The following is a 20,367-nucleotide window of genomic DNA, read 5'->3' as shown; positions in this document are numbered from 1 at the left end:
GACATATGTGGATATTTTAAAATTATTGATGGTAGCTGTTCTTATTGCGCTAACAGGTTTCTTTGTAGCTGTAGAGTTTGCAATTATAAAGGTGCGTAGCAGTCGTATCGATCAACTCGTTAGTGAAAAAAGACGAGGCGCATTGGCAGCTAAAAAAGTAACTTCAAATTTAGATGAGTATTTATCGGCATGTCAGTTAGGAATTACGATTACTGCTTTAGGGCTCGGGTGGTTAGGAGAACCGACGATTAAACATTTACTCGAACCGCTGTTTTTAAAATTGGATTTATCTGCTGCAATTGCAAGTACAGTTTCATTTATTATTGCATTTGCAGTTATTACGTTTTTACATGTTGTAATTGGTGAACTCGCTCCAAAGACTTTTGCAATCCAAAAAGCAGAGCAAGTTAGCTTATTATTATCAAAGCCCCTTATTTATTTTTACCGAGTTATGTATCCATTTATTTGGGCTTTAAATGGCTCTGCACGATTTGTGACAGGCTTATTTGGTTTACATCCGGCTTCTGAACATGAAGTTGCGCATTCTGAGGAGGAACTAAGATTAATCTTGTCTGAGAGTTATGAGAGTGGCGAGATTAATCAAACTGAATTTAAATATGTAAATAACATCTTTGAATTTGATAACAGGGTAGCAAAGGAAATTATGGTACCTCGTACTGAAGTTGTTGGTTTATATGAAGATGAGCCGTTTGAGACACATATTAAAGTAATCGCACAAGAAAAATATACGAGATATCCAGTATTTGGTGAAGATAAAGATGAAATTATTGGGATGGTTAATGTAAAGGACTTATTTATTCGTTATATGGATGGTAATCGAGATGAAGAGTGTTCGATTACACCATATACACGTCCAGTTATTGAAGTGTTAGAAAATATCCCAATTCATGATTTACTATTACAAATGCAAAGAAGGCGCATTCCATTAGCTGTATTATATGATGAATATGGTGGCACAGCAGGGATTGTTACATTGGAAGATATTTTAGAAGAAATTGTTGGAGAAATCCGAGATGAATACGATGAAGATGAGCATCCACCTATAGAACATATAAGTGAAGTGTGTAAAATTGTAGAGGGGAAAGTGCTTATTAGCGAAGTAAATGATTTATTGGGCATACATTTGGTCGCTGATGATGTTGATACCATTGGTGGTTGGATTATGGTACAAAAACAGATCGTTGCTGAGGGGGATATTATTGAGAAACACTGCTTTTCTTTTAAAGTTCTTGAAAAGGATATGCATCAAATTAAGCGAGTTGAAATAAAGAAAGTAGAAGAATGAATGGGTTTTTTATTATATAAACTTTAATAAAAAGTATATATAGAAAAATAAATGTTTGCGCTTTCAAAAAAGGTGCTATATAGTGAAGGTGGATACTGAAGAGTTCTTTTAATGATACTCGTATTTTATAGGGCGAATTCTTTAGATAAGGGTTTAGAATGAAAAGTATAGGTGATGAAAAATGATAGCAACGAAGGATATACGTATAGAAAAAGATTTTTTAGGTGAAAAGGAAGTACCGAGTGTAGCTTATTATGGTGTACAAACATTACGTGCCGTAGAAAACTTTCCTATTACAGGATACCGCATTCATCCGTCACTCATTACGGCAATGGCAATTGTAAAGAAAGCGGCAGCGCTTGCGAATATAGATACAGGTTACTTAGCTAAAGATATCGGGCAAGAAATTGCAGAAGCGGCACAAGAGATTGTGGATGGAAAGTTCCATGATCAATTCATCGTAGACCCAATTCAGGGCGGAGCAGGTACTTCAATTAATATGAATACTAATGAAGTAATTGCTAATAGAGCGTTAGAACGTATGGGATACGAAAAAGGTGAATATGCGAAAATTAGCCCAAACACTCACGTGAACATGGCGCAATCAACAAATGATGCGTTCCCAACTGGGATTCATATTGCAACTCTTATGATGCTAGAAGAACTTCTTGTTACAATGGAAGAACTTCACTCTGCTTTTCATGATAAAGCAAAAGAGTTTGATCACGTTATTAAAATGGGGCGTACACATTTGCAAGATGCAGTTCCAATTCGCCTTGGGCAAGAATTCGAAGCATATAGCAGAGTGCTAGAGCGTGATATAAAAAGAATTAAACAGTCTCGTCAACATTTATACGAAGTTAATATGGGTGCGACAGCTGTCGGTACGGGATTAAATGCAAACCCTATGTACATTGAACAAGTGGTTAAACATTTACGAACATTTAGCGGATTCCCACTTGTTGGTGCAGAGCATTTAGTTGATGCAACGCAAAACACAGATGCATACACAGAAGTATCTGCAGCATTAAAAGTATGTATGATGAACATGTCTAAAATTGCGAATGACCTTCGTATTATGGCATCTGGCCCACGTGTTGGGTTGGCGGAAATTCAATTACCAGCTCGTCAACCAGGTTCATCTATTATGCCGGGTAAAGTAAATCCAGTTATGGCAGAAGTAATTAACCAAGTTGCTTTCCAAGTAATTGGAAATGATCATACCATTTGCTTAGCGTCAGAAGCTGGACAATTAGAGTTAAATGTAATGGAGCCGGTATTAGTATTTAATTTAATTCAATCCATCAGTATTATGAACAATGGATTCCGTGTATTCCGTGAATATTGTATTAAAGGAATTACAGCAAATGAAGAGTTGCTTAAGCAATATGTTGAAAAAAGTGTTGGAGTTATTACAGCAGTGAACCCTCATATTGGTTATGAAGCAGCTTCTCGCATTGCACGTGAAGCAATTGCGACAGGAAAATCTGTTAGGGAGCTATGTTTAGAACATGGTGTACTTACAGCAGAAGAGCTTGATATTATTTTGGATCCATACGAAATGACGCATCCTGAAATTGCTGGTGCATCTTTATTAAAAAATAAAAAAGTATAAAATAAAACACCGATCCCCCTTATATAGGGATCGGTGTTTTATTTTAAAAGATATTAAATACAGAGTTAAGTTGAAGTAAGCTAATAATAGCTAAGAAGATTAAACTATATTTCATCACTGTTTTAAATAAGGCAGATTCTTGACCAACTAGTCCAACTGCTGCACAAGCAACTGCTACAGATTGTGGTGAAACCATTTTTGCGATTGTACCACCAACTACGTTTAATGAAACGAGAGTAGATGGAACGAGGTTTAACTGATCGGCAGTTACTGCTTGAAGTGGTGCGAATAATGAACCACTTGATACGACTGAACCTGTAATGAATACGCCAATCCATCCTAAAATTGGAGAAAGAACTGGGAATGCATTTCCTGTAGAAGAGAATGCAAGTCCAAGTGTAGATGACATACCAGAGTAGTTCTCTACGTAAGCTAAAGCGATAACGCTACAAATTGTATATACTGGAACTTTTAATTCTTTTATTGTTTCGATCATTAATTCTTTAATCATTTTGCCGTTTACGCGGTAGACGATAAGTGAAACGATAATTGCTAATACAATCGCAGTAGTTGTAGAAGAGAATACATCTAGTTTGAAAATAGCTGCGAAAGGTGTATCAGCCTTTGTAATTGGTGCAGTTTTCATAACCGCATTATGAAGACCAGGGAATTGAATGTTAAATACTAAGTTTGCCAATGGACCATCCGGAGCAAATAAAGCTTTAATTGGTTTTAAATTAAAGATTGTTACAAATGCAGTTAAGAATACGAATGGAGACCAAGCATATAAAATTTGATTGAATGTATGAGATTCTTTTTCTTCTTGTTTTTCTTCTTTAGCAGAAGATTTTGGTTGCCACACACGTAAGAATAATGCAAGAGAGACCATACTTACAACGGCTGCGAAAATATTAGTAAGTTCTGCACCTAAGAAATAAGTTACAAGGAATTGAGTAATTGCGAAAGAAACACCACTTACAAGAATACCTTGCCAAGTTTCTTTAATACCTTTAATTCCATCTACCATTGAAACAAGTAAGAACGGTAAAACAATGCTAATGAATGGCAAAATGTAAACAGCTTGACGACCGACAGTTAATGCATCTAGCCCAGTTAATTGTGCAGGTACTGTAACTGGAATACCCATAGCACCCATAGCACCACCAGCGATATTAGCTACTAAGCAAATACCTGCTGCTTTTAATGGATTAAAGCCCATACCTACAAGTAATGCAGCTGTAATAGCAACTGGAACACCGAAACCAGCTGCGCCTTCTAAGAAAGCACCGAAAGAATAAGCGATTAATAATACTTGTAAACGCTGATCATTTGTAATACTTGAAATGCTATCACGAATGACATTGAATTGTTCTGTTTTAACAGTTAATTTGTAAAGGAAGATAGCTGCGATAACGATAGTACAAATTGGATAAAATCCAGATAAAACACCGAATCCGGCAGATGCTACAGCTACAGTTGCGGGCATTTTATAAACAAATATAGCAAGAATAATAGCGACGATCACACTATAAAGCCCAGCCATGTAACCTTTCATTTTGAATCCCACTAAACAAATAATGAAGCAAAAAATTGGGAGTGCTGCGATTAGTGCAGATAACCAAATGTTGTTTAATGGGTCATAAATTTGTGTCCAAGTACTCATAATAATGACAACTCCTATCTATTATATGTGAAGAAATTCACATTATTTGTGAAATAATTCACAATCAACTTACATGCTTAGTATATTCTCCTTCAACACTATTGTCAACGTAAAAAAGTATAATTATTCCATAATAGTGTTAAAAGAAAAGCTTTGTTCATAAAGTAGACAAAAAGCGCATTCAGATGAATTTGAGTGCGCTGTATAATTTATTTGCATATTCTTTTACTTGTTTATATGTCATTGTCCCCACATGCTTATATTAGATGAGGTCTTTTGTATCGAGTATAAAGGATATTTGATGCAAAGTACTTTGATTTAGTGGGGGAGGAAAGGTGTATTTATTTAATAGGAAGTTTTGAATAACAGCCCGGTCGATTGCAATACGAATAAAAAATAAGAAGCAAATTTTTAATACAACGTCATCTCTTTTTACTGAAAATTCCTTTTAACGTAACAAAGAGGTTAAGTATGCTCCAACTACTTTACGAAAGTTTATCAATTATGGACGGTATTTTACAATATCATTACTGTACATTTCAGTAAGGTGAAAATATAACAAAAAGGCTGATAAATCAACATTTGTAAGCAAAGTATTACTATCCCTTTGTTTTGCTTTTTCTTTATATCATATAGTATAATATTCAAAATCAGCAGGGATTTTTTCCTGAACTGTGTGCTGATAAAAGGAGGAAAAATTTTTCAGCATTATAGGTTGATAAAGTTATGTCGTAACAGGAAATATAAGAACAGATATATAAATAAATAATAAAGAAAATAAAAACGAAAATGAGGGGAACTTTATGAACCAAAACCAATTTGACTGTCGTATTTCAGAAGAAGACGTACAGATGTTAAGAGCATTAGCTCATCCATTGCGTCTACGTTTAGTAATGGAACTGATGCAGCGTGGAACATGTAATGTAACACAATTACAAGAGGTATTAGAAATTCCGCAATCAACTGTTTCGCAGCATTTAACGAAATTAAAACAAAATAAAGTAGTACGCTTTGAGAGACGCGGGTTAGAAGTGTACTATCAAATTCATAACGATAAAGTAAGTGAAGTAGTAAAAACATTATTTTCTTAATTTTTGAATATTATGGAAAGAAGACGTGTGAAATATACGTCTTTTTTTATTTGGAAAGGATCTAATAATAAGAAGATTTGAGAGCGTATATATTAGCGCGTTAGGAAGAAACAAACTATCGGTTGAAGTGCTAAATTGACGGAATATATTCTGAAGGGATATGAAAAGATAGAAAGGAGTGTTGTAAGCCAAAGGAGGAATAATATAATGGATGTAAAACGTGTGAAACAGATATTATCTTCTTCAAGTAGAATTGATGTTACATATGAGGGAGTCCCCGTATGGATTGAGAGCTGTGATGAGCAGAAGGGGAGTGCTCAAGTGTATGACGTATCCAACCCAGGAGAGAGCGTTCACGTGGATGTGACGGCTTTAGAAGAGATGTAATAGAAAAGACGCTTCTAATTTTAGAAGCGTCTTTTTTATTTACTATTCCATCATATGTGCAATTTTCTTAGAGAACATAAGAAGTACTAATCCTAGCACGATTACGATAACACCGATGCTTGCGAATACTTCTAAATATCCTAAAGATTGAGTGAAAGCAGCTAATTGTCCTGCTAATAAGTTTGCACAGCCAGTACCAGCTAACCATACACCCATTAATAAAGATGCTAATTTAAGAGGAGCGATTGCACTTACCATAGATAATCCGATTGGTGATAAGAATAATTCACCAATTGTATGGAACATGTAAGTGAACACAATGAACAGTAAGTTTGCTTTCATTGTAATGTTACCTTCATCGCTACCAGTTTTTAAAACAGCTAAAGTTAGAATTAAATATCCAACTCCTAGTAAAATCATACCTAATGCCATTTTTGTTGGAATTTTTAAATCACCATTTTTTGTTTTTGAAAGTTTAATCCATAATGCAGAAACAGGTAATGCCAATAAGATGATGAACAATGGGTTTACAGATTGGAACCAAGGTGTTGGAATTGTAAATCCACCAATTGTACGATCTACGAATTTATCTGTATAAAGTGTTAAAGAACTACCAGCTTGTTCAAATCCTGCCCAGAAGAATACAACGAAACAAGTTAAAATTAAAATTGCAGCTGTACGTTTTTTCTCTTGTGGTGTTAAAGGTTTTTTCTCAATTACTTTTGCGTTTTGCTCTTTAGATTGTTTACCGACAACAGTTGTTCCGATTGTACCTAAGTAACGAGGTGCTAAGAAATTAAAGGCAATCTGACCAATAATCATACCGATACAAGCTGTTAAGAATCCGTATTTATAATCTGTGAAATAACCGCAAATGAATGGAGCGATAAAAGCTCCTAAGTTAATTCCCATGTAGAAGATAGTGAAGGCACTATCACGACGAGAATCATTTTCGCTATATAATTGACCTAATAAAGTCGAAATATTTGGTTTGAAGAATCCATTACCAATAACTAATAATCCTAATCCTAAAAATAGTCCAGTTTTCGTGTTCATTGAAAATAGTACGAAGTTACCAATCGCCATAATGATACCGCCAATAGTAATGGCGTGTCGTTTCGTAATGAAATGGTCAGTTAGCCAACCACCAATAATCGGTGTGAAATATACAAACATTGTGAAAAGACCGTAAATCTGTACAGCAACTGCTTTATCAAAGCCTAAACCGCCACTTACTAAGCTCGTTGTTAAATAAAGAACTAATAAGCCACGCATTCCGTAATAACTAAATCTTTCCCATGCCTCTGTAAAGAACAACAAATATAATCCTGGTGGATGTTTTTTTGGTGATTGTTGCTCTCCAGCTTTGTCTAATTTTAAAGCTGCATCCATGTTTGTTTCCCCCTAATCCTGTATAACGGATATTTATGTAATTATTTTAATTCACAAAATATTTAGAAGTCAATAGAATTATATGGAAATAGCAAGAAAATTTCTAAAAAAATCTATTTTCCTTCAACCGTTATTGTATTTTTCCCTGAAAACAAGATAATAAGCGTTTTCAAATGTAGTAATTGAATTCTAAAAGAAAGTAAAATAGTGATAAATCAGAAAATTTAGATTAGAATATTTATTCTGATATAGAGAAAATAAACTATATTTACTTTTATAATATAACATATCGGGAATAAAAATACAAAATGAAATAATGTGACACTTCAGTGAAATGAAAAAACCAGCTCCATAAAAGAGGGAGCTGGTTAGAATGAAATTATTTAACAAAGCGTTTTTCAATGTCGTCTAGTAGTAAGTTAGCAGCCATTACACCGCCAGCTGTATTCCAAATAACGTCGTCAACTTTGTATGCTTTTCCGTTCTTTACTGCATTTAAGTTTTTAAATAGAGGATCGTTTATATATTCTTTTTCTAGTTCAGAACCTTTTTTCTCGTTACCCTTATCGAATGTGAAGTAGAATAATACATCGCCATCCATTGCCGAAATACGTTCTTTAGATACGTTACGCTCTGCAAAATCATCTTTATTTTGATCACCAGGACGTTTAAATCCAAGTTCTTTTAAAATAACACCAGAGAATGTATCGCCATGATAAATACGAACATCACCAGGCATAAAACGTACCATAGAAATTTCTTGATTTACTTTATCGCCAAGTTTGCCTTTTAAATCTTTCATACGTGATTCGTAATCAGCTAAAACCTTTTGACCTTCTTTTTCTTTATTCAATGCTTTTGCATAAAATTTGAAGTTATCTTTCCATTCACCACGTAATGTTTCTGAGAACACAGTAGGTGCAATAGCTTTTAGTTGCTCGTACACTTTTTCGTGACGCATTTTGTTACCGATAATTAAATCTGGTTTTAAAGAAGCAATCGTTTCAACGTTAACTTGTCCTTCGTCGCCAACAACTTTGACATCTTTCATTTTGTCCTTAATATGTGGATACCACGGATCACCAGTCCAAGACTTTACAGCACCAACTGGTTTCACACCTAATTCAAGTACAGCTTCAGTTCCTTCATTAGTTAAAATAACTACACGTTTTGGATTGGCCGGAACTTCTGTTTTACCCATTGCGTGTTCAACCGTAATCATTTCTTTTTTATTATCTTCTTTTGTTGATTCTTCTTTGTTATTTGATTTTCCACAAGCACTTAAAAGAAGTGAAAATGCTAGTAAAAATACAAATGTTGTAAACGATTTCTTTTTCATGAAATTCATTATGTACCCCCTACATGTTGAGAATATTTTTCAATAGCAAGCATGATATTAAGCCTTTATCTTTTGATTGTCAATATATATTACTGAAAATAGTTCTCATTATCGTTGACAATGCGAATTAAGTTGAAATAAACTAACAACGTATCATTATACATTGAAGGGGAAACGCTGCATGTTATTAAAAACAAATCAAGCAAAATGGATTGGATTATTTGTTGGAATCATTGCAGTCGTTATTTGTATTTGGGGAAGTATTATTTTCGGATATACAAATACGAGTTGGAAATTAGCGCTAGATGCTTTTTTCCATTTTAATGGTTCCAATGAACATATTATTATTCAAAATGTGCGTCTACCAAGGGCGTTAATTGCGGCTAGTGTTGGTGCTAGTTTAGCCATTGCGGGTTGTTTAATGCAAACTTTAACAAAGAATCCGCTTGCTGCTCCAGATTTCATCGGATTAAATTCAGGTGCTGCTTTCTTCATAGTTGTAGCAATTGTGATTTTTTCCGTCACATCATTATCAGCTTTCACTTGGATTGCCTTTTTAGGAACGGCAGTTGCAGCAGTACTAGTATTCGCTTCTAGTTCTTTAGGGAAAGAAGGGACAACGCCGCTCAAGTTAACTTTAGCAGGTGTAGCGATAAGCGCTTTATTTTCATCATTAACACAAGGGTTACTTGTATTAAATGAAAAAGCTCTTGAGGAAGTATTATTTTGGCTTGCTGGATCTGTACAGGGGAGAAAGTTAGAGATTTTACAATCTGTATTCCCATACTTATTAGTAGGTTGGATTGCATCTTTTATGATGGCAGGGAAAGTAAATACATTAATGATGGGGGAAGACGTTGCAAAAGGACTTGGACAACGAACAATTTTAATGAAATCATTCGTACTACTTATTATTGTACTGCTGTCTGGTGGTTCAGTTGCGGTCGCTGGTCCAATTGGATTTATCGGTATCGTTACTCCGCATTTTGCAAGATCTCTTGTTGGAGTAGATCACAGGTGGAGAGTACCCTATAGCGGATTGTTAGGTGCAATACTACTAATCTTGGCTGATATAGCAGCAAGATATGTCATTATGCCACAAGAAGTACCAGTAGGGGTTATGACAGCATTTATTGGTGCACCGTTCTTTATTTATATTGCACGTAAGAGAGGGCTTAGCAAATGAAGAAGTATATTCCGTTTCGTATAGGAAAAGAGGGGCTCTCGTTTTTGATGTATAAACGAGCTGTTCTAGTCTTATTCAGTTTACTAGCTATTTTAATAGGGTTATTTTTTGCGAGCGCAGGTATGGGAGATATGAAAATTGCTCCTTATGACGTATGGCAAGCGATTACCGGAAATGGCGATGCGATGTCAAATATGGTTGTAAATAAATTTCGTATGCCGCGTATTTTAATTGCTATTCTCGTAGGAATTGCGCTTGCAGTAGCAGGTTGTATTTTACAAGGGCTCGTTCGAAATCCACTTGCTTCTCCGGATATCATCGGAATTACGGGCGGGGCAAGTGTAGCAGTTGTACTCTTTTTAGCTATATTTAGTGATAAAAACAATGCGCTAACAGTAAGCATTCACTATATGCCGCTAGCAGCTTTTGCTGGGGCAACAATTGTAGCGTTTTTTGTATATTTATTTGCCTGGAAAAATGATGGATTATCACCGATTAGTCTCGTTTTAATAGGTGTTGGATTTTGGGCATTAACGAAAGCAGCAACAACTTTATTTATGTTGTTAGCACCAATTTATCAAGCAAGTCAAGCAAATGTATGGATCACAGGTACTGTTTACGGTTCTTCATGGCAAAATGTTATGGTACTTGCGCCGTGGGTTCTCATTTTAACGACAATATCATTTATCGCTGCGAGACATTTAAATGCACAAGAGCTAGGGGATGATATAGCAGTGGGACTTGGTGTTCCTTTAACGAAGTCGCGTGTATTTATGTTGTTACTTAGTACAGCTTTAATTGGCGGGGCAGTTGCCTTTGCAGGAGGAATTGGATTTGTTGGTTTAATGGCACCTCATATTTCACGAAGGTTAGTTGGCTCTTTCTACGGTGCATTGCTCCCAGTTGCGGCGATTATCGGTGCAATTTTAGTACTTGCTGCAGATTTAATTGGGCGCACAATTTTCACACCACTTGAAATTCCAGCAGGGGTATTTACATCAGCAATTGGTGCACCTTATTTTATTTATTTACTTTATAAAAGTCGGAATTCATAAAGGGAGATGAATATGCAAAAAGCATTGGAGACGAAACGCTTGACGCTGTCGTATGGTGAAACGATTATTATTGATGAGCTGAATTTAGAAATTCCAAAAGGGGAAATTACAATCTTCATCGGTTCTAACGGTTGTGGGAAATCAACTTTATTACGTTCACTAGCTAGATTATTAAAGCCAACAACCGGTGACATTTTGTTAGATAATCAAGCAATTCAAAGTATGCAAACGAAGCAAATTGCTCGTCAAATGGCGATTTTACCGCAAGGGCCACAAGCACCGGAAGGACTTACGGTATTACAACTTGTTAAGCAAGGACGTTATCCATATCAAACATGGCTGAAGCAATGGTCAGAAAAAGATGAGGAAATGGTACAAAAAGCGCTTGCGGCAACGGGTATGACAGAATTTGCTGAGCGTGATGTTCATGCTCTTTCAGGTGGACAACGTCAACGTGCTTGGATTGCAATGACCCTTGCACAAGATACCGATATTATTTTACTGGATGAGCCAACTACATATTTAGATATGACTCACCAAATTGAAGTGTTAGATTTATTATTCGAATTAAATGAAACAGAGAAAAGAACGATTGTTATGGTATTGCATGATTTGAACTTGGCATGCCGTTATGCAGACAACATTGTAGCTATTCAGGATAAACAAATATATGCGCAAGGTAAACCAGAAGAAGTTGTTGATCAAAAGTTAGTTCGTGATGTATTCCGTATGGAGTGTCAAATAAGCGCTGATCCGTTATTTGGAACACCGCTCTGTATCCCGCATGGAAGAGGAAGAAGTGTACGTAAAGAAGCTGTTCAGGCGATGAGATAACAAAAAAACGATGAGTAATTCATCGTTTTTTTGTTATTTTTTGCAAGAAAATAGTAGGAAAAGGGGAATACGTAAGCGACGTTCATATTCTACTTTATCCTGAAAACAGTTTCGATTTGGTGTGGCTTCTTTTAAGTTTGTAATTGTAAATCCGGCTTGTTGTAATAATGTAAAATATTCTTCCGTTGTCCGATGATATTTAATAACCTCTTGATCAATCCACGGCTCAACTCGTTTTCCCGTTTTGAAATAATCATCGACGAGCCAGCTAGTTCTTTTACCACTTGTTTGTAAGCTTTCAAACGAAGAGGTAATAACGGGATGTTGAACGCTAAAGGTAAAAGTTCCGTTTGTTTTTAACGTTTGGTATACATTTTGAAAAATAATATGAAGATGTTCAATATAATGTAAGGCGAGTCTAGATGTTACTAAATCAAAAGTAGAAGGAGGATAGGCATAGTCTTTGATGTTTATAAAATGAACGGTGCCATTTTTATTTTCTAGTTGTTTTGTAGCCTTTTCATACATAAGCTCGGAGCCTTCAATGCCAGTGTAAGAGTGGCAACCATTTGCTAATAATTCCACACCAAACTTAGCGTCACCACAACCTAAATCGAGAATTTGCTTTCCTTGCACATTACCAATGAGCTGAAAGAATGTTGGCTTTTCAATGGATTCATTGGGGCTATTTTCGCGGTATCTTCGTTTCATATATTGCTCAAAAAATGCCTCGTTATTATATACATCAGATTCTGTAAATGCCATGTTTGAAGCCTCCCTAAATATTTTTTTTATTCTATCAAATATGAAAAGTAAATGATAGATTTCTTGTAATGAATCGTATATAATCTAAAATTGTAAGCGGTTTCTTTAAACTATTTTTCTATAATAAATTCTGAAAACGTGTTAAGCTAGTAGAGGGATTATTAGAACTATTAAGACAATAATCCGTTTACATGAACGATGGGAGGCTTCACAATGTCTAGTAAAACACTTGCAAACTTTTTAGAAGAAAATTTAGAGGATTTAAAATCAAAGGGGCTTTATAACGTAATTGATCCGCTTGAAAGTCCAAATGGACCGATTATTACAATTAGTGGAAAAGAATATATTAACTTATCTTCAAACAACTATCTTGGATTAGCGACTGATAATCGCTTACAAGAAGCAGCAATTGGTGCAATTCATAAGTACGGCGTTGGAGCAGGAGCTGTTCGTACAATTAACGGTACTTTAGATTTGCATATTAAATTAGAAGAAACAATTGCAAAGTTTAAACATACAGAAGCAGCAATTGCTTATCAATCAGGATTTAACTGTAATATGGCAGCGATTTCAGCTGTTATGGATAAAAATGATGCGATTCTTTCAGATGAATTAAACCATGCATCTATTATTGATGGTAGTCGTCTATCAAGAGCGAAAATCATCGTTTATAAGCATTCTGATATGGAAGATTTACGTAAAAAAGCAATCGAGGCAAAAGAATCAGGTCTTTATAATAAATTAATGGTTATTACAGACGGTGTTTTCTCAATGGATGGAGATATTGCAAAATTACCAGAGATTGTTGAAATTGCAGAAGAGCTGGATTTAATGACATATGTAGATGATGCACACGGTTCAGGTGTACTTGGCAAAGGTGCAGGTACTGTAAAACATTTCGGCCTTTCTGATAAAGTTGATTTCCAGATTGGTACATTATCAAAAGCAATTGGGGTAATTGGTGGATATGTAGCTGGGAAACAAAACTTAATCGATTGGTTAAAAGTGCGTTCACGTCCATTCTTATTCTCAACAGCTTTAACACCAGCTGATGCAGCTGCTTGTATGAGATCAATTGAAATTCTAATGGAAAGCACAGAGTTACACGATCGTTTATGGGAAAATGGTCGCTATTTAAAACAAGGGTTAAAAGAACTTGGCTTTAACATTGGAGAAAGTGAAACACCAATTACACCTTGTATTATTGGTGATGAAGTATTAACACAAGAGTTTAGTAAACGTCTAAATGAAGAAGGCGTATACGCAAAATCTATCGTATTCCCAACCGTAGCAAAAGGAATGGGACGTGTTCGTAATATGCCTACAGCAGCTCATACGAAAGAAATGCTAGATGAAGCAATTCGTAAGTATGAAAAAGTAGGGAAAGAAATGGGTATCATTTAATTAACGACATCTTGTGAATAGCTTGCAAATGAGGAGTGGGAAAAATGAAAAAAATTCTAGTAACCGGTTCTTTAGGGCAAATTGGTTCTGAACTAGTAATGAAACTTCGTGATGTATACGGCGCATCAAATGTTATTGCAACAGATATTCGTGAAACAGATAGTGAAGTGGTAACGTCTGGTCCATTTGAAACGTTAGATGTAACAGATGGACAAAAATTACATGATATTGCAAAGCGTAATGAAGTAGATACAATTATTCATTTAGCGGCTTTACTTTCAGCAACTGCAGAAAAAAATCCGTTATTTGCTTGGAATTTAAATATGGGCGGACTTGTAAATGCATTAGAAGCAGCACGTGAATTAAACTGTAAGTTTTTCACGCCAAGTTCTATCGGTGCATTTGGTCCATCAACGCCAAAAGATAATACACCACAAGATACAATTCAGCGTCCTACTACAATGTATGGGGTAAACAAAGTAGCAGGAGAATTACTATGTGATTATTATCATCAAAAGTTTGGCGTTGATACGCGCGGCGTACGTTTCCCAGGCTTAATTTCTTACGTAGCTCCTCCAGGAGGCGGAACAACTGACTATGCAGTTGAAATTTATTATGAGGCGATTAAAAAAGGCGCATACACCTCATACATTGCAGAAGGAACATACATGGATATGATGTATATGCCAGATGCTTTACAAGCGATCATTTCATTAATGGAAGCTGATCCAAATAAACTAGTTCATAGAAATGCATTTAACATTACAGCAATGAGCTTTGAACCAGAGCAAATTGCAGCATCAATTCGTAAACACATCCCGAACTTTACAATGGATTACGCAGTAGACCTAGCTCGTCAAACAATCGCTGATAGCTGGCCAAACTCTATTGATGCAACTGCAGCAATGAAAGAGTGGGGCTTTAAAGCAGAATATGATTTAGACAAAATGACAACTGACATGCTTGCTAAGTTAAAAAAAAAGCTTGCAGATGAGTTAGTGATGAATTAATAGGAAGAGCTGATTCTTAGGAATTGGCTCTTTTTTTTATGAAGGGAGAAAAGCAACATGCAAAGAGTTGATGTTGTATATGCACTAATATACGATAGCGAAAAAGATAAAATATTAATGGTACATAATGTAGAACAAAACGTTTGGTCACTACCGGGCGGGGCTGTTGAAAAAGGTGAAACGTTAGAGGAAGCACTAGTAAGAGAAGTGAAAGAAGAGACAGGTTTAGCTGCTACACTCAGTGGACTTGTTGCAATAAATGAGAAGTTTTTTGAAGAGAAAGGGCATCATGCATTATTTTTTACATTCCGAGCAAATGTAGTAACAGGTGAACTTCGTGCAGAAGATGAAGGAGAAATTTCCGCAATCGAGTGGGTGGATAGAAAAATCGCGAATGAGCGATTCCCATACTATGATGGAGGGTTCGAATTATTATTAGAAGTTTCCATTCCATACAAGTTTCAACCAGAAACAAAGTAAGTTAACGAAGAAAAACAGGAGCCACGAGGCTCCTGTTTTTCTATTCAATCGTCTTCAGTAATAGTTTCTTCAACAATGGTTTAATCTTCAGGCGTAAATCTTCAGCATGATTTGCAACTAAGAAGTGATGGTTATAAATGTTTTTCATTAGTTGATACGTCGCTTCTTTCGCTTCGCCTTCTTCGATAAAGATGCCGATTACTTCCATACCACTTTTACGAGCGAGTTTGACTGCTTCGTGCGTATCTAAAATTCCGTCTTGTTGATAGTCTAGTGCAGAAGGTTCACCGTCTGTAAAGACAAGTAAGAATTTATGTTTTTCTGGTCTTTTCGCAAGCTTTTCAGAAACGATACGAATAATATACCCGTCGCGGTTATCTTCTTCTTCGCGAAGTTGCATAATTTCTGGACCGACGTTTGGTAATGTTGAGTTTTTATACGTAACAACTTCATGGATAACATTCGGTTTATCTTCAGGTTTAGCACTAGAAGCATCTTCCCAAAATCCGCTAATAGCGTGCGGGATTTTTAAAGATTTTAAAGCTTCATGGAATAGGACCACACTCTTCTTTGTTTCTTCCATTTTGTTATACATAGAACCAGAGCAGTCCACTAATAGTTGGAATGCAACGTCTAATTCTTGAGATTCTTGCCCTTTTTTATAAAACATACGCGGCTGCTTTTCAGTATAAATACGAAGGAATTTTTTACGAAGTCTTCCGTAATATTTATCACTATTTGCATTCGTTTTGTTTTCAATCGTTTTTTCGATAATTTTCTTTAACTCTTTTACATCTTTATTAACGACTGATTTGATAGCTTGGTAATCTTTTTTCTCATCAGGATTTGATTTGCGAGCTTCTTTAAATGTATGAGAAGCTCCCACATTATACTTGCCGTATGCACCGTCGTTTTGGCTAGAAGCATGAGACGCTCTTGCTTCCTCTGTATCAGCACCATCAAAGTTAGATTGTGTACTTTTTTGGGAAGTACCTTGTACAGAACCAAGTGCTTGGTCACCATCTTCCGATTCACGAGCAGTATCACCCATCATATTTGTTTTTGTTCCGCTTTCTAATTCAAAGCGTAAAAAGTTCTCGTTTTCATTGTTTTTATTTTCACGGTGCCATGTCGAGAAGCTTTCATCCATTTTGTTTTTGTTATCATCGTCATCTAGGAGCTGCGTATCATCATTTGCTAATTTTTCAGCGCGACTGTCTTTCTCATCTGCAATAACAGATAAGTAAAGCGGGGCATGTCCGAAATAATTATTAAGCATATCACTTTCAAGAAGTCCTTCTAAGCGATAGCGAATTTTCTCAACGATATACATAATATCTTCCGTATTACGAGCTTGGAATGTTTCATGCAAAATTGATTCAATTTGCTCGAAATATTCATTATTAAACATTTCATATTTATCACTCGTTAATGAAAGATAGCATAGACAAAATAGACGGTCACCGTGATAGTTACGAACACGATTTATTTCATTTTGTGAGCCAAAGTAATTGCGATACATTTCTTTTCGGCGTTTAAAAATATGCTTTGTGCCAGGTCGTAAACTTTTGACGATTTCCTCAACACGTAAATCTTCTAATAGAACAAATAATTGTGTTAAAAACTTTTTTAGAGGCGATTCTTGTAATTCAATCGCATAAGAACGAATTAAAGTCATGTCCGAGTAATGTTTATTACCAAGTGCCTTTAAGAACACTTCGCTTTTTAATCCGATTACTGTATCCTCTTCTTTTCGATCATCCCAAAAGTGACTAATGACAACCTTTTTTTCAATTTCGTCGTAGTATGCTTTATAGCCATACTCAAGATAGGCATCGTCTTCTTTTAGAAGAGCATACATTAAGTTTTCCATTTGTAGAAACAGCGACGCATCAATTTTTTTGTCACTAAAAATTTGTCTCATGAATTATCCCTCAAAGAAATAACTTTCTGCTAATTCACGGACAGTCATTTGTTCTGTTTCATCGTTTAATTTTGCGATAATACTACGTTCAATTGCACGCATAACAGGAATATATACACCTAAATCACATGCATCGATAATGCCACGAATACTAGCTGCTTCTTCACTTACGCGTCCATCACGAGCTAAAGGCATAAGATCGCTTGCGAATGCAACGAACTTTTCAATTGTTGCAACATCATTTAATTTTGATTCAGATAGTAATAGCTCTTTTAATGTATCACCTTGAATGTAAGGAACTTCAATAATAACGAAACGGTTTTTTAACGCTTCGTTTAGTTCGCTTGTCCCAACATACCCTTCGTTAATCGCAGCAATTACGCGATATTCGTCATCACCGTATACAACTTCTTGTGTAAATGGGTTTGTAATCATTTTACGATAATCTAACGCACCATGAAGAAGTGGTAATGTTTCAGGTTTTGCCATATTGATTTCATCAATATATAAGAAATGACCGTTCTTCATTGCCTTCATAAGAGGACCGTTAACGAATGTAACTTCAGATGCACCCTCTTTTGTTTGTAATGTGTTGTATCCTAAAATACCTTCTACATCTAAGTCGACAGAACAGTTAATGCTATGCATTGGTTTTTGGAATAAAGAAGAAAGAGTTTCCGCTAGTACTGTTTTACCACTACCAGTTGGTCCTTTTAGTAGAATGTTTTTACCAAGTAAAAGTGCTGTAATGGCATCTTCAATAATGCTGTTATCAGATGCTTTATATATTTTCTTTCCAATTAAATGTGCATTTTCGCCAGCTTCTTGTTTGTTTTTTTCGTGAAGGGCTGAGAGCTGTTGTTTTAAATCAGCGTGTATATGAAATTGTTCTAACATGTATTTCCCACCTAACATTATTTTCATAAAGTAATACATCTTATGATAACTTGTTTTAATATGGTATGCAAAGAAAAGGAGAGAGGGGAAATGTAAAAGAAAAAGCAATCAATATTATATTGATTGCTTATAGCAAAGGAGAAATGAGTCGCATGAAAGACTCTAATATTCGTTTTTTGATACTTCTTTTTTGGAACGAGTTCCATTTAATTTCAGTGGAATGCTTAAAGTCTTCTTCAAAATCATGTTTAATATCATGAACGGTTTCTGATTCATAAAGTACACTAATAATTTCATAATTTAATTCAAAGCTACGTACATCCATATTTGCTGTTCCAATTGTTGCGATCTTATCATCAACGAGTACAATTTTCGCATGCATAAAACCATCTTTATAACTGTAAATGGAAGCACCAGCTTTTAAAAGTGGAGTGAAATAGGATTGAGATGCTTGATCACTAATAATACTATCACTTTTACCTGGATATAAAATGCGTACATCTATGCCGGATATTGCACTTAAGCGTAATAATGTTAAAGTTTCTTGATCTGGAATAAAGTATGGCGTAGCGATCCAAATAGATTTTTTGGCAGAGCCCATAACAGCTAGTAATGTATTACGAATACTTTTATCATCTGAGCTTGGTCCACTTGCTACAATTTGAACAGCACCTTCTGCACTCGAAATTTCTTTACCAGGGAAGTATTGTACATTCATAAATTGATCCCAAGAATAGTTACTTAAACCACTAGAGGCATAGAGCCAATCTTCTAGAAAGATTGCTTGTAATTTATATAATGCTTTTCCTTCTATTTTTAAATGACTATCACGCCAAACGGGAAATTTCTTTGAACGGCCGAGATATTCGTCACCGACGTTGAGTCCTCCAGTAAATCCAATTTCTCCATCCACAATAACAATTTTACGATGGTTACGATAATTGACTGTTTCAAGTAACCAAGCTGAAAAAATAGGATCAAATTCCACAATTTCAATTCCAGCTTCTTTCATAGGCTGTAAAAATCGTCTTCTTAACGTGTTACTTCCGAGTCCATCATAAAGGAAGCGTACAATAACCCCGGATTTTGCCTTCTTTATTAAAGCATCCCGAACTTTTGTACCAATCTCATCGGCTTTATAAATATAGTATTGAATATGTATATGGTGTTCTGCATGCTCAATAGCGTGCAGAATTTCTGAAAATGTTTGATCTCCGTTTGTTAAAAGTGTTGTAGTCGTTCTATCTGCGGCAGGGCCGCCTCCAAATCTTTGTACTACGTCTGTTAAATGTATAGAACGCTCATGTAATGGAACTGTAAGAGACAGTTCTAGTCGTCTTCCTTCTAATATTTCACGGAATAATTTTCTTTGTTCTTCTGAACGATGAAGATGTTTTTTTCTTCTCCAACGGCTACGACCGAAGAGGGAGTATAAAAGCACACCTACAACAGGAAGAAGTGCTAATACTAAAAACCACGCTAAGGTGCTTTGGGGTGATCTGTTTTCGATAAAAATAACGAATGAAATTCCTACGATTGTGATGGACCATAGAGCACCAACAAACGTATATAACGAAATAACCGATGTATTTAATAGGAAAAGAACGATAGATACGATTGTAAATATTAATAATAATTGAACGATAGGCTTCTTCATTTCTATAAAATTCCTCTAATCTTTCTTAAATATAGACTTCTTATATAAAAGGTGTAATCTGATATTCTTATTATAAAGTGTTTTGTTTTTTTTACAAAATATAGACATTTTCCCCATGCTTTCCGCATTTGTCCTACATACAGTATATTATTACATTTTTATATAGAAAAGGGGATGAATAAAATGTATGGTCTTCCATTTGGTGGATTTGTACATTCTCCATTTTTGGGAGGAGGATTCTTTCCCGGAAGGGGCTTTACTTAGTCCTGCGTTTGGTTATGGCGGATATGGTTATCCATACTATACGGATTATCAACAGTATCCTTACTATTCATACAACACATATTAAAGTAGGGAAATTG

The 20,367-nt window shown here is 35.5% G+C and carries 17 protein-coding genes; 10 read left to right on the top strand and 7 right to left on the bottom strand.

Annotated features, from left to right (window positions below; translation table 11 throughout):
• The first annotated feature begins 7 nt into the window (after positions 1-7).
• Together MKX77_RS21090 and aspA are read left to right on the top strand one after the other, a co-directional pair.
• The gene (locus MKX77_RS21090; RefSeq protein ID WP_341307714.1) at positions 8-1,306 is read left to right on the top strand and encodes a hemolysin family protein; all 1,299 of its coding nucleotides are present in this window, start codon (positions 8-10) and stop codon (positions 1,304-1,306) included.
• A gap of 181 nt (positions 1,307-1,487) precedes the next feature.
• Positions 1,488-2,921, top strand: a complete 1,434-nt coding sequence (gene aspA / locus MKX77_RS21085; protein WP_341307713.1) for an aspartate ammonia-lyase — start codon at positions 1,488-1,490, stop codon at positions 2,919-2,921.
• 43 nt (positions 2,922-2,964) lie between these two features.
• Here aspA and MKX77_RS21080 read toward each other — a convergent pair whose 3' ends face one another.
• Positions 2,965-4,584, bottom strand: coding sequence for an L-lactate permease (locus tag MKX77_RS21080; RefSeq protein ID WP_002091004.1), 1,620 nt, complete (start codon positions 4,582-4,584; stop codon positions 2,965-2,967).
• 803 nt (positions 4,585-5,387) lie between these two features.
• Here MKX77_RS21080 and MKX77_RS21075 point away from each other — a divergent pair.
• Complete coding sequence (locus MKX77_RS21075; RefSeq protein WP_001075217.1) at positions 5,388-5,675, top strand: ArsR/SmtB family transcription factor; 288 nt, start codon at positions 5,388-5,390, stop codon at positions 5,673-5,675.
• 207 nt (positions 5,676-5,882) lie between these two features.
• Positions 5,883-6,062 (top strand): acid-soluble spore protein H, encoded by a 180-nt coding sequence (locus tag MKX77_RS21070; RefSeq protein ID WP_002010492.1) that lies wholly within the window; start codon positions 5,883-5,885, stop codon positions 6,060-6,062.
• 42 nt (positions 6,063-6,104) lie between these two features.
• Here MKX77_RS21070 and MKX77_RS21065 read toward each other — a convergent pair whose 3' ends face one another.
• Together MKX77_RS21065 and MKX77_RS21060 are read right to left on the bottom strand one after the other, a co-directional pair.
• On the bottom strand, positions 6,105-7,454 hold the full coding sequence (locus tag MKX77_RS21065; protein WP_341307712.1) for a peptide MFS transporter: 1,350 nt from the start codon (positions 7,452-7,454) through the stop codon (positions 6,105-6,107).
• 379 nt (positions 7,455-7,833) lie between these two features.
• Positions 7,834-8,802 (bottom strand): ABC transporter substrate-binding protein, encoded by a 969-nt coding sequence (locus tag MKX77_RS21060; RefSeq protein WP_215555207.1) that lies wholly within the window; start codon positions 8,800-8,802, stop codon positions 7,834-7,836.
• 172 nt (positions 8,803-8,974) lie between these two features.
• Here MKX77_RS21060 and MKX77_RS21055 point away from each other — a divergent pair, with 172 nt between their 5' ends.
• The 3 genes from MKX77_RS21055 to MKX77_RS21045 are packed head-to-tail and all read left to right on the top strand — an operon-like array spanning position 8,975 to position 11,868.
• The gene (locus MKX77_RS21055; protein ID WP_341307711.1) at positions 8,975-9,979 is read left to right on the top strand and encodes a FecCD family ABC transporter permease; all 1,005 of its coding nucleotides are present in this window, start codon (positions 8,975-8,977) and stop codon (positions 9,977-9,979) included.
• Complete coding sequence (locus MKX77_RS21050; protein ID WP_341307710.1) at positions 9,976-11,034, top strand: FecCD family ABC transporter permease; 1,059 nt, start codon at positions 9,976-9,978, stop codon at positions 11,032-11,034. The genes MKX77_RS21055 and MKX77_RS21050 overlap by 4 nt, the downstream gene beginning before the upstream one ends.
• Positions 11,035-11,046: 12 nt before the next feature.
• Positions 11,047-11,868 carry an ABC transporter ATP-binding protein gene (locus MKX77_RS21045; RefSeq protein WP_002114020.1) on the top strand — a complete coding sequence of 274 codons (822 nt, stop codon included), beginning with the start codon at positions 11,047-11,049 and terminating at the stop codon, positions 11,866-11,868.
• 33 nt (positions 11,869-11,901) lie between these two features.
• Here MKX77_RS21045 and MKX77_RS21040 read toward each other — a convergent pair whose 3' ends face one another.
• Entirely contained in the window at positions 11,902-12,633 is a 732-nt protein-coding gene (locus tag MKX77_RS21040; protein WP_341307709.1) for a class I SAM-dependent methyltransferase, read from the bottom strand.
• Positions 12,634-12,846: 213 nt separating this feature from the next.
• On the opposite strand from MKX77_RS21040, the gene MKX77_RS21035 reads away from it, so the two are divergent.
• From MKX77_RS21035 to MKX77_RS21025, 3 genes are read left to right on the top strand one after another with little or no spacing between them, the layout of a single operon-like run.
• Positions 12,847-14,037 (top strand): glycine C-acetyltransferase, encoded by a 1,191-nt coding sequence (locus MKX77_RS21035; RefSeq protein ID WP_078180279.1) that lies wholly within the window; start codon positions 12,847-12,849, stop codon positions 14,035-14,037.
• A gap of 44 nt (positions 14,038-14,081) precedes the next feature.
• The gene (locus MKX77_RS21030; RefSeq protein WP_341307708.1) at positions 14,082-15,047 is read left to right on the top strand and encodes an L-threonine 3-dehydrogenase; all 966 of its coding nucleotides are present in this window, start codon (positions 14,082-14,084) and stop codon (positions 15,045-15,047) included.
• 57 nt (positions 15,048-15,104) lie between these two features.
• The gene (locus tag MKX77_RS21025; RefSeq protein ID WP_341307707.1) at positions 15,105-15,527 is read left to right on the top strand and encodes an NUDIX hydrolase; all 423 of its coding nucleotides are present in this window, start codon (positions 15,105-15,107) and stop codon (positions 15,525-15,527) included.
• Positions 15,528-15,567: 40 nt separating this feature from the next.
• Here the strand turns inward: MKX77_RS21025 and MKX77_RS21020 are convergent, their stop codons facing one another.
• The 3 genes from MKX77_RS21020 to MKX77_RS21010 all read right to left on the bottom strand — a co-directional run bounded on the left by MKX77_RS21020 (position 15,568) and on the right by MKX77_RS21010 (position 20,005).
• Entirely contained in the window at positions 15,568-17,451 is a 1,884-nt protein-coding gene (locus tag MKX77_RS21020) for a vWA domain-containing protein (protein ID WP_341307706.1), read from the bottom strand.
• 3 nt (positions 17,452-17,454) lie between these two features.
• Positions 17,455-18,348, bottom strand: a complete 894-nt coding sequence (locus tag MKX77_RS21015; protein WP_002159316.1) for an ATP-binding protein — start codon at positions 18,346-18,348, stop codon at positions 17,455-17,457.
• A gap of 127 nt (positions 18,349-18,475) precedes the next feature.
• Positions 18,476-20,005 (bottom strand): cardiolipin synthase, encoded by a 1,530-nt coding sequence (locus tag MKX77_RS21010; protein WP_341307705.1) that lies wholly within the window; start codon positions 20,003-20,005, stop codon positions 18,476-18,478.
• Positions 20,006-20,367: the final 362 nt, after the last annotated feature.

The organism is Bacillus sp. FSL R9-9410, assembly GCF_038050385.1.
GTDB lineage: Bacteria > Bacillota > Bacilli > Bacillales > Bacillaceae_G > Bacillus_A > Bacillus_A cereus_U.
Note: the sequence above shows the minus strand (reverse complement) of the source record. Positions and strands in the feature narration are given on the sequence as shown.

Excerpts from the sequence above, each read along its gene's own strand:
- aspA (WP_341307713.1), top strand. The coding sequence starts at position 1,488 with ATGATAGCAACGAAGGATATACGTATAGAAAAAGATTTTTTAGGTGAA.
- MKX77_RS21080 (WP_002091004.1), bottom strand. The coding sequence starts at position 4,584 with ATGAGTACTTGGACACAAATTTATGACCCATTAAACAACATTTGGTTA.
- MKX77_RS21075 (WP_001075217.1), top strand. The coding sequence starts at position 5,388 with ATGAACCAAAACCAATTTGACTGTCGTATTTCAGAAGAAGACGTACAG.
- MKX77_RS21070 (WP_002010492.1), top strand. The coding sequence starts at position 5,883 with ATGGATGTAAAACGTGTGAAACAGATATTATCTTCTTCAAGTAGAATT.
- MKX77_RS21065 (WP_341307712.1), bottom strand. The coding sequence starts at position 7,454 with ATGGATGCAGCTTTAAAATTAGACAAAGCTGGAGAGCAACAATCACCA.
- MKX77_RS21060 (WP_215555207.1), bottom strand. The coding sequence starts at position 8,802 with ATGAATTTCATGAAAAAGAAATCGTTTACAACATTTGTATTTTTACTA.
- MKX77_RS21055 (WP_341307711.1), top strand. The coding sequence starts at position 8,975 with ATGTTATTAAAAACAAATCAAGCAAAATGGATTGGATTATTTGTTGGA.
- MKX77_RS21050 (WP_341307710.1), top strand. The coding sequence starts at position 9,976 with ATGAAGAAGTATATTCCGTTTCGTATAGGAAAAGAGGGGCTCTCGTTT.
- MKX77_RS21045 (WP_002114020.1), top strand. The coding sequence starts at position 11,047 with ATGCAAAAAGCATTGGAGACGAAACGCTTGACGCTGTCGTATGGTGAA.
- MKX77_RS21040 (WP_341307709.1), bottom strand. The coding sequence starts at position 12,633 with ATGGCATTTACAGAATCTGATGTATATAATAACGAGGCATTTTTTGAG.
- MKX77_RS21035 (WP_078180279.1), top strand. The coding sequence starts at position 12,847 with ATGTCTAGTAAAACACTTGCAAACTTTTTAGAAGAAAATTTAGAGGAT.
- MKX77_RS21030 (WP_341307708.1), top strand. The coding sequence starts at position 14,082 with ATGAAAAAAATTCTAGTAACCGGTTCTTTAGGGCAAATTGGTTCTGAA.
- MKX77_RS21025 (WP_341307707.1), top strand. The coding sequence starts at position 15,105 with ATGCAAAGAGTTGATGTTGTATATGCACTAATATACGATAGCGAAAAA.
- MKX77_RS21020 (WP_341307706.1), bottom strand. The coding sequence starts at position 17,451 with ATGAGACAAATTTTTAGTGACAAAAAAATTGATGCGTCGCTGTTTCTA.
- MKX77_RS21015 (WP_002159316.1), bottom strand. The coding sequence starts at position 18,348 with ATGTTAGAACAATTTCATATACACGCTGATTTAAAACAACAGCTCTCA.
- MKX77_RS21010 (WP_341307705.1), bottom strand. The coding sequence starts at position 20,005 with ATGAAGAAGCCTATCGTTCAATTATTATTAATATTTACAATCGTATCT.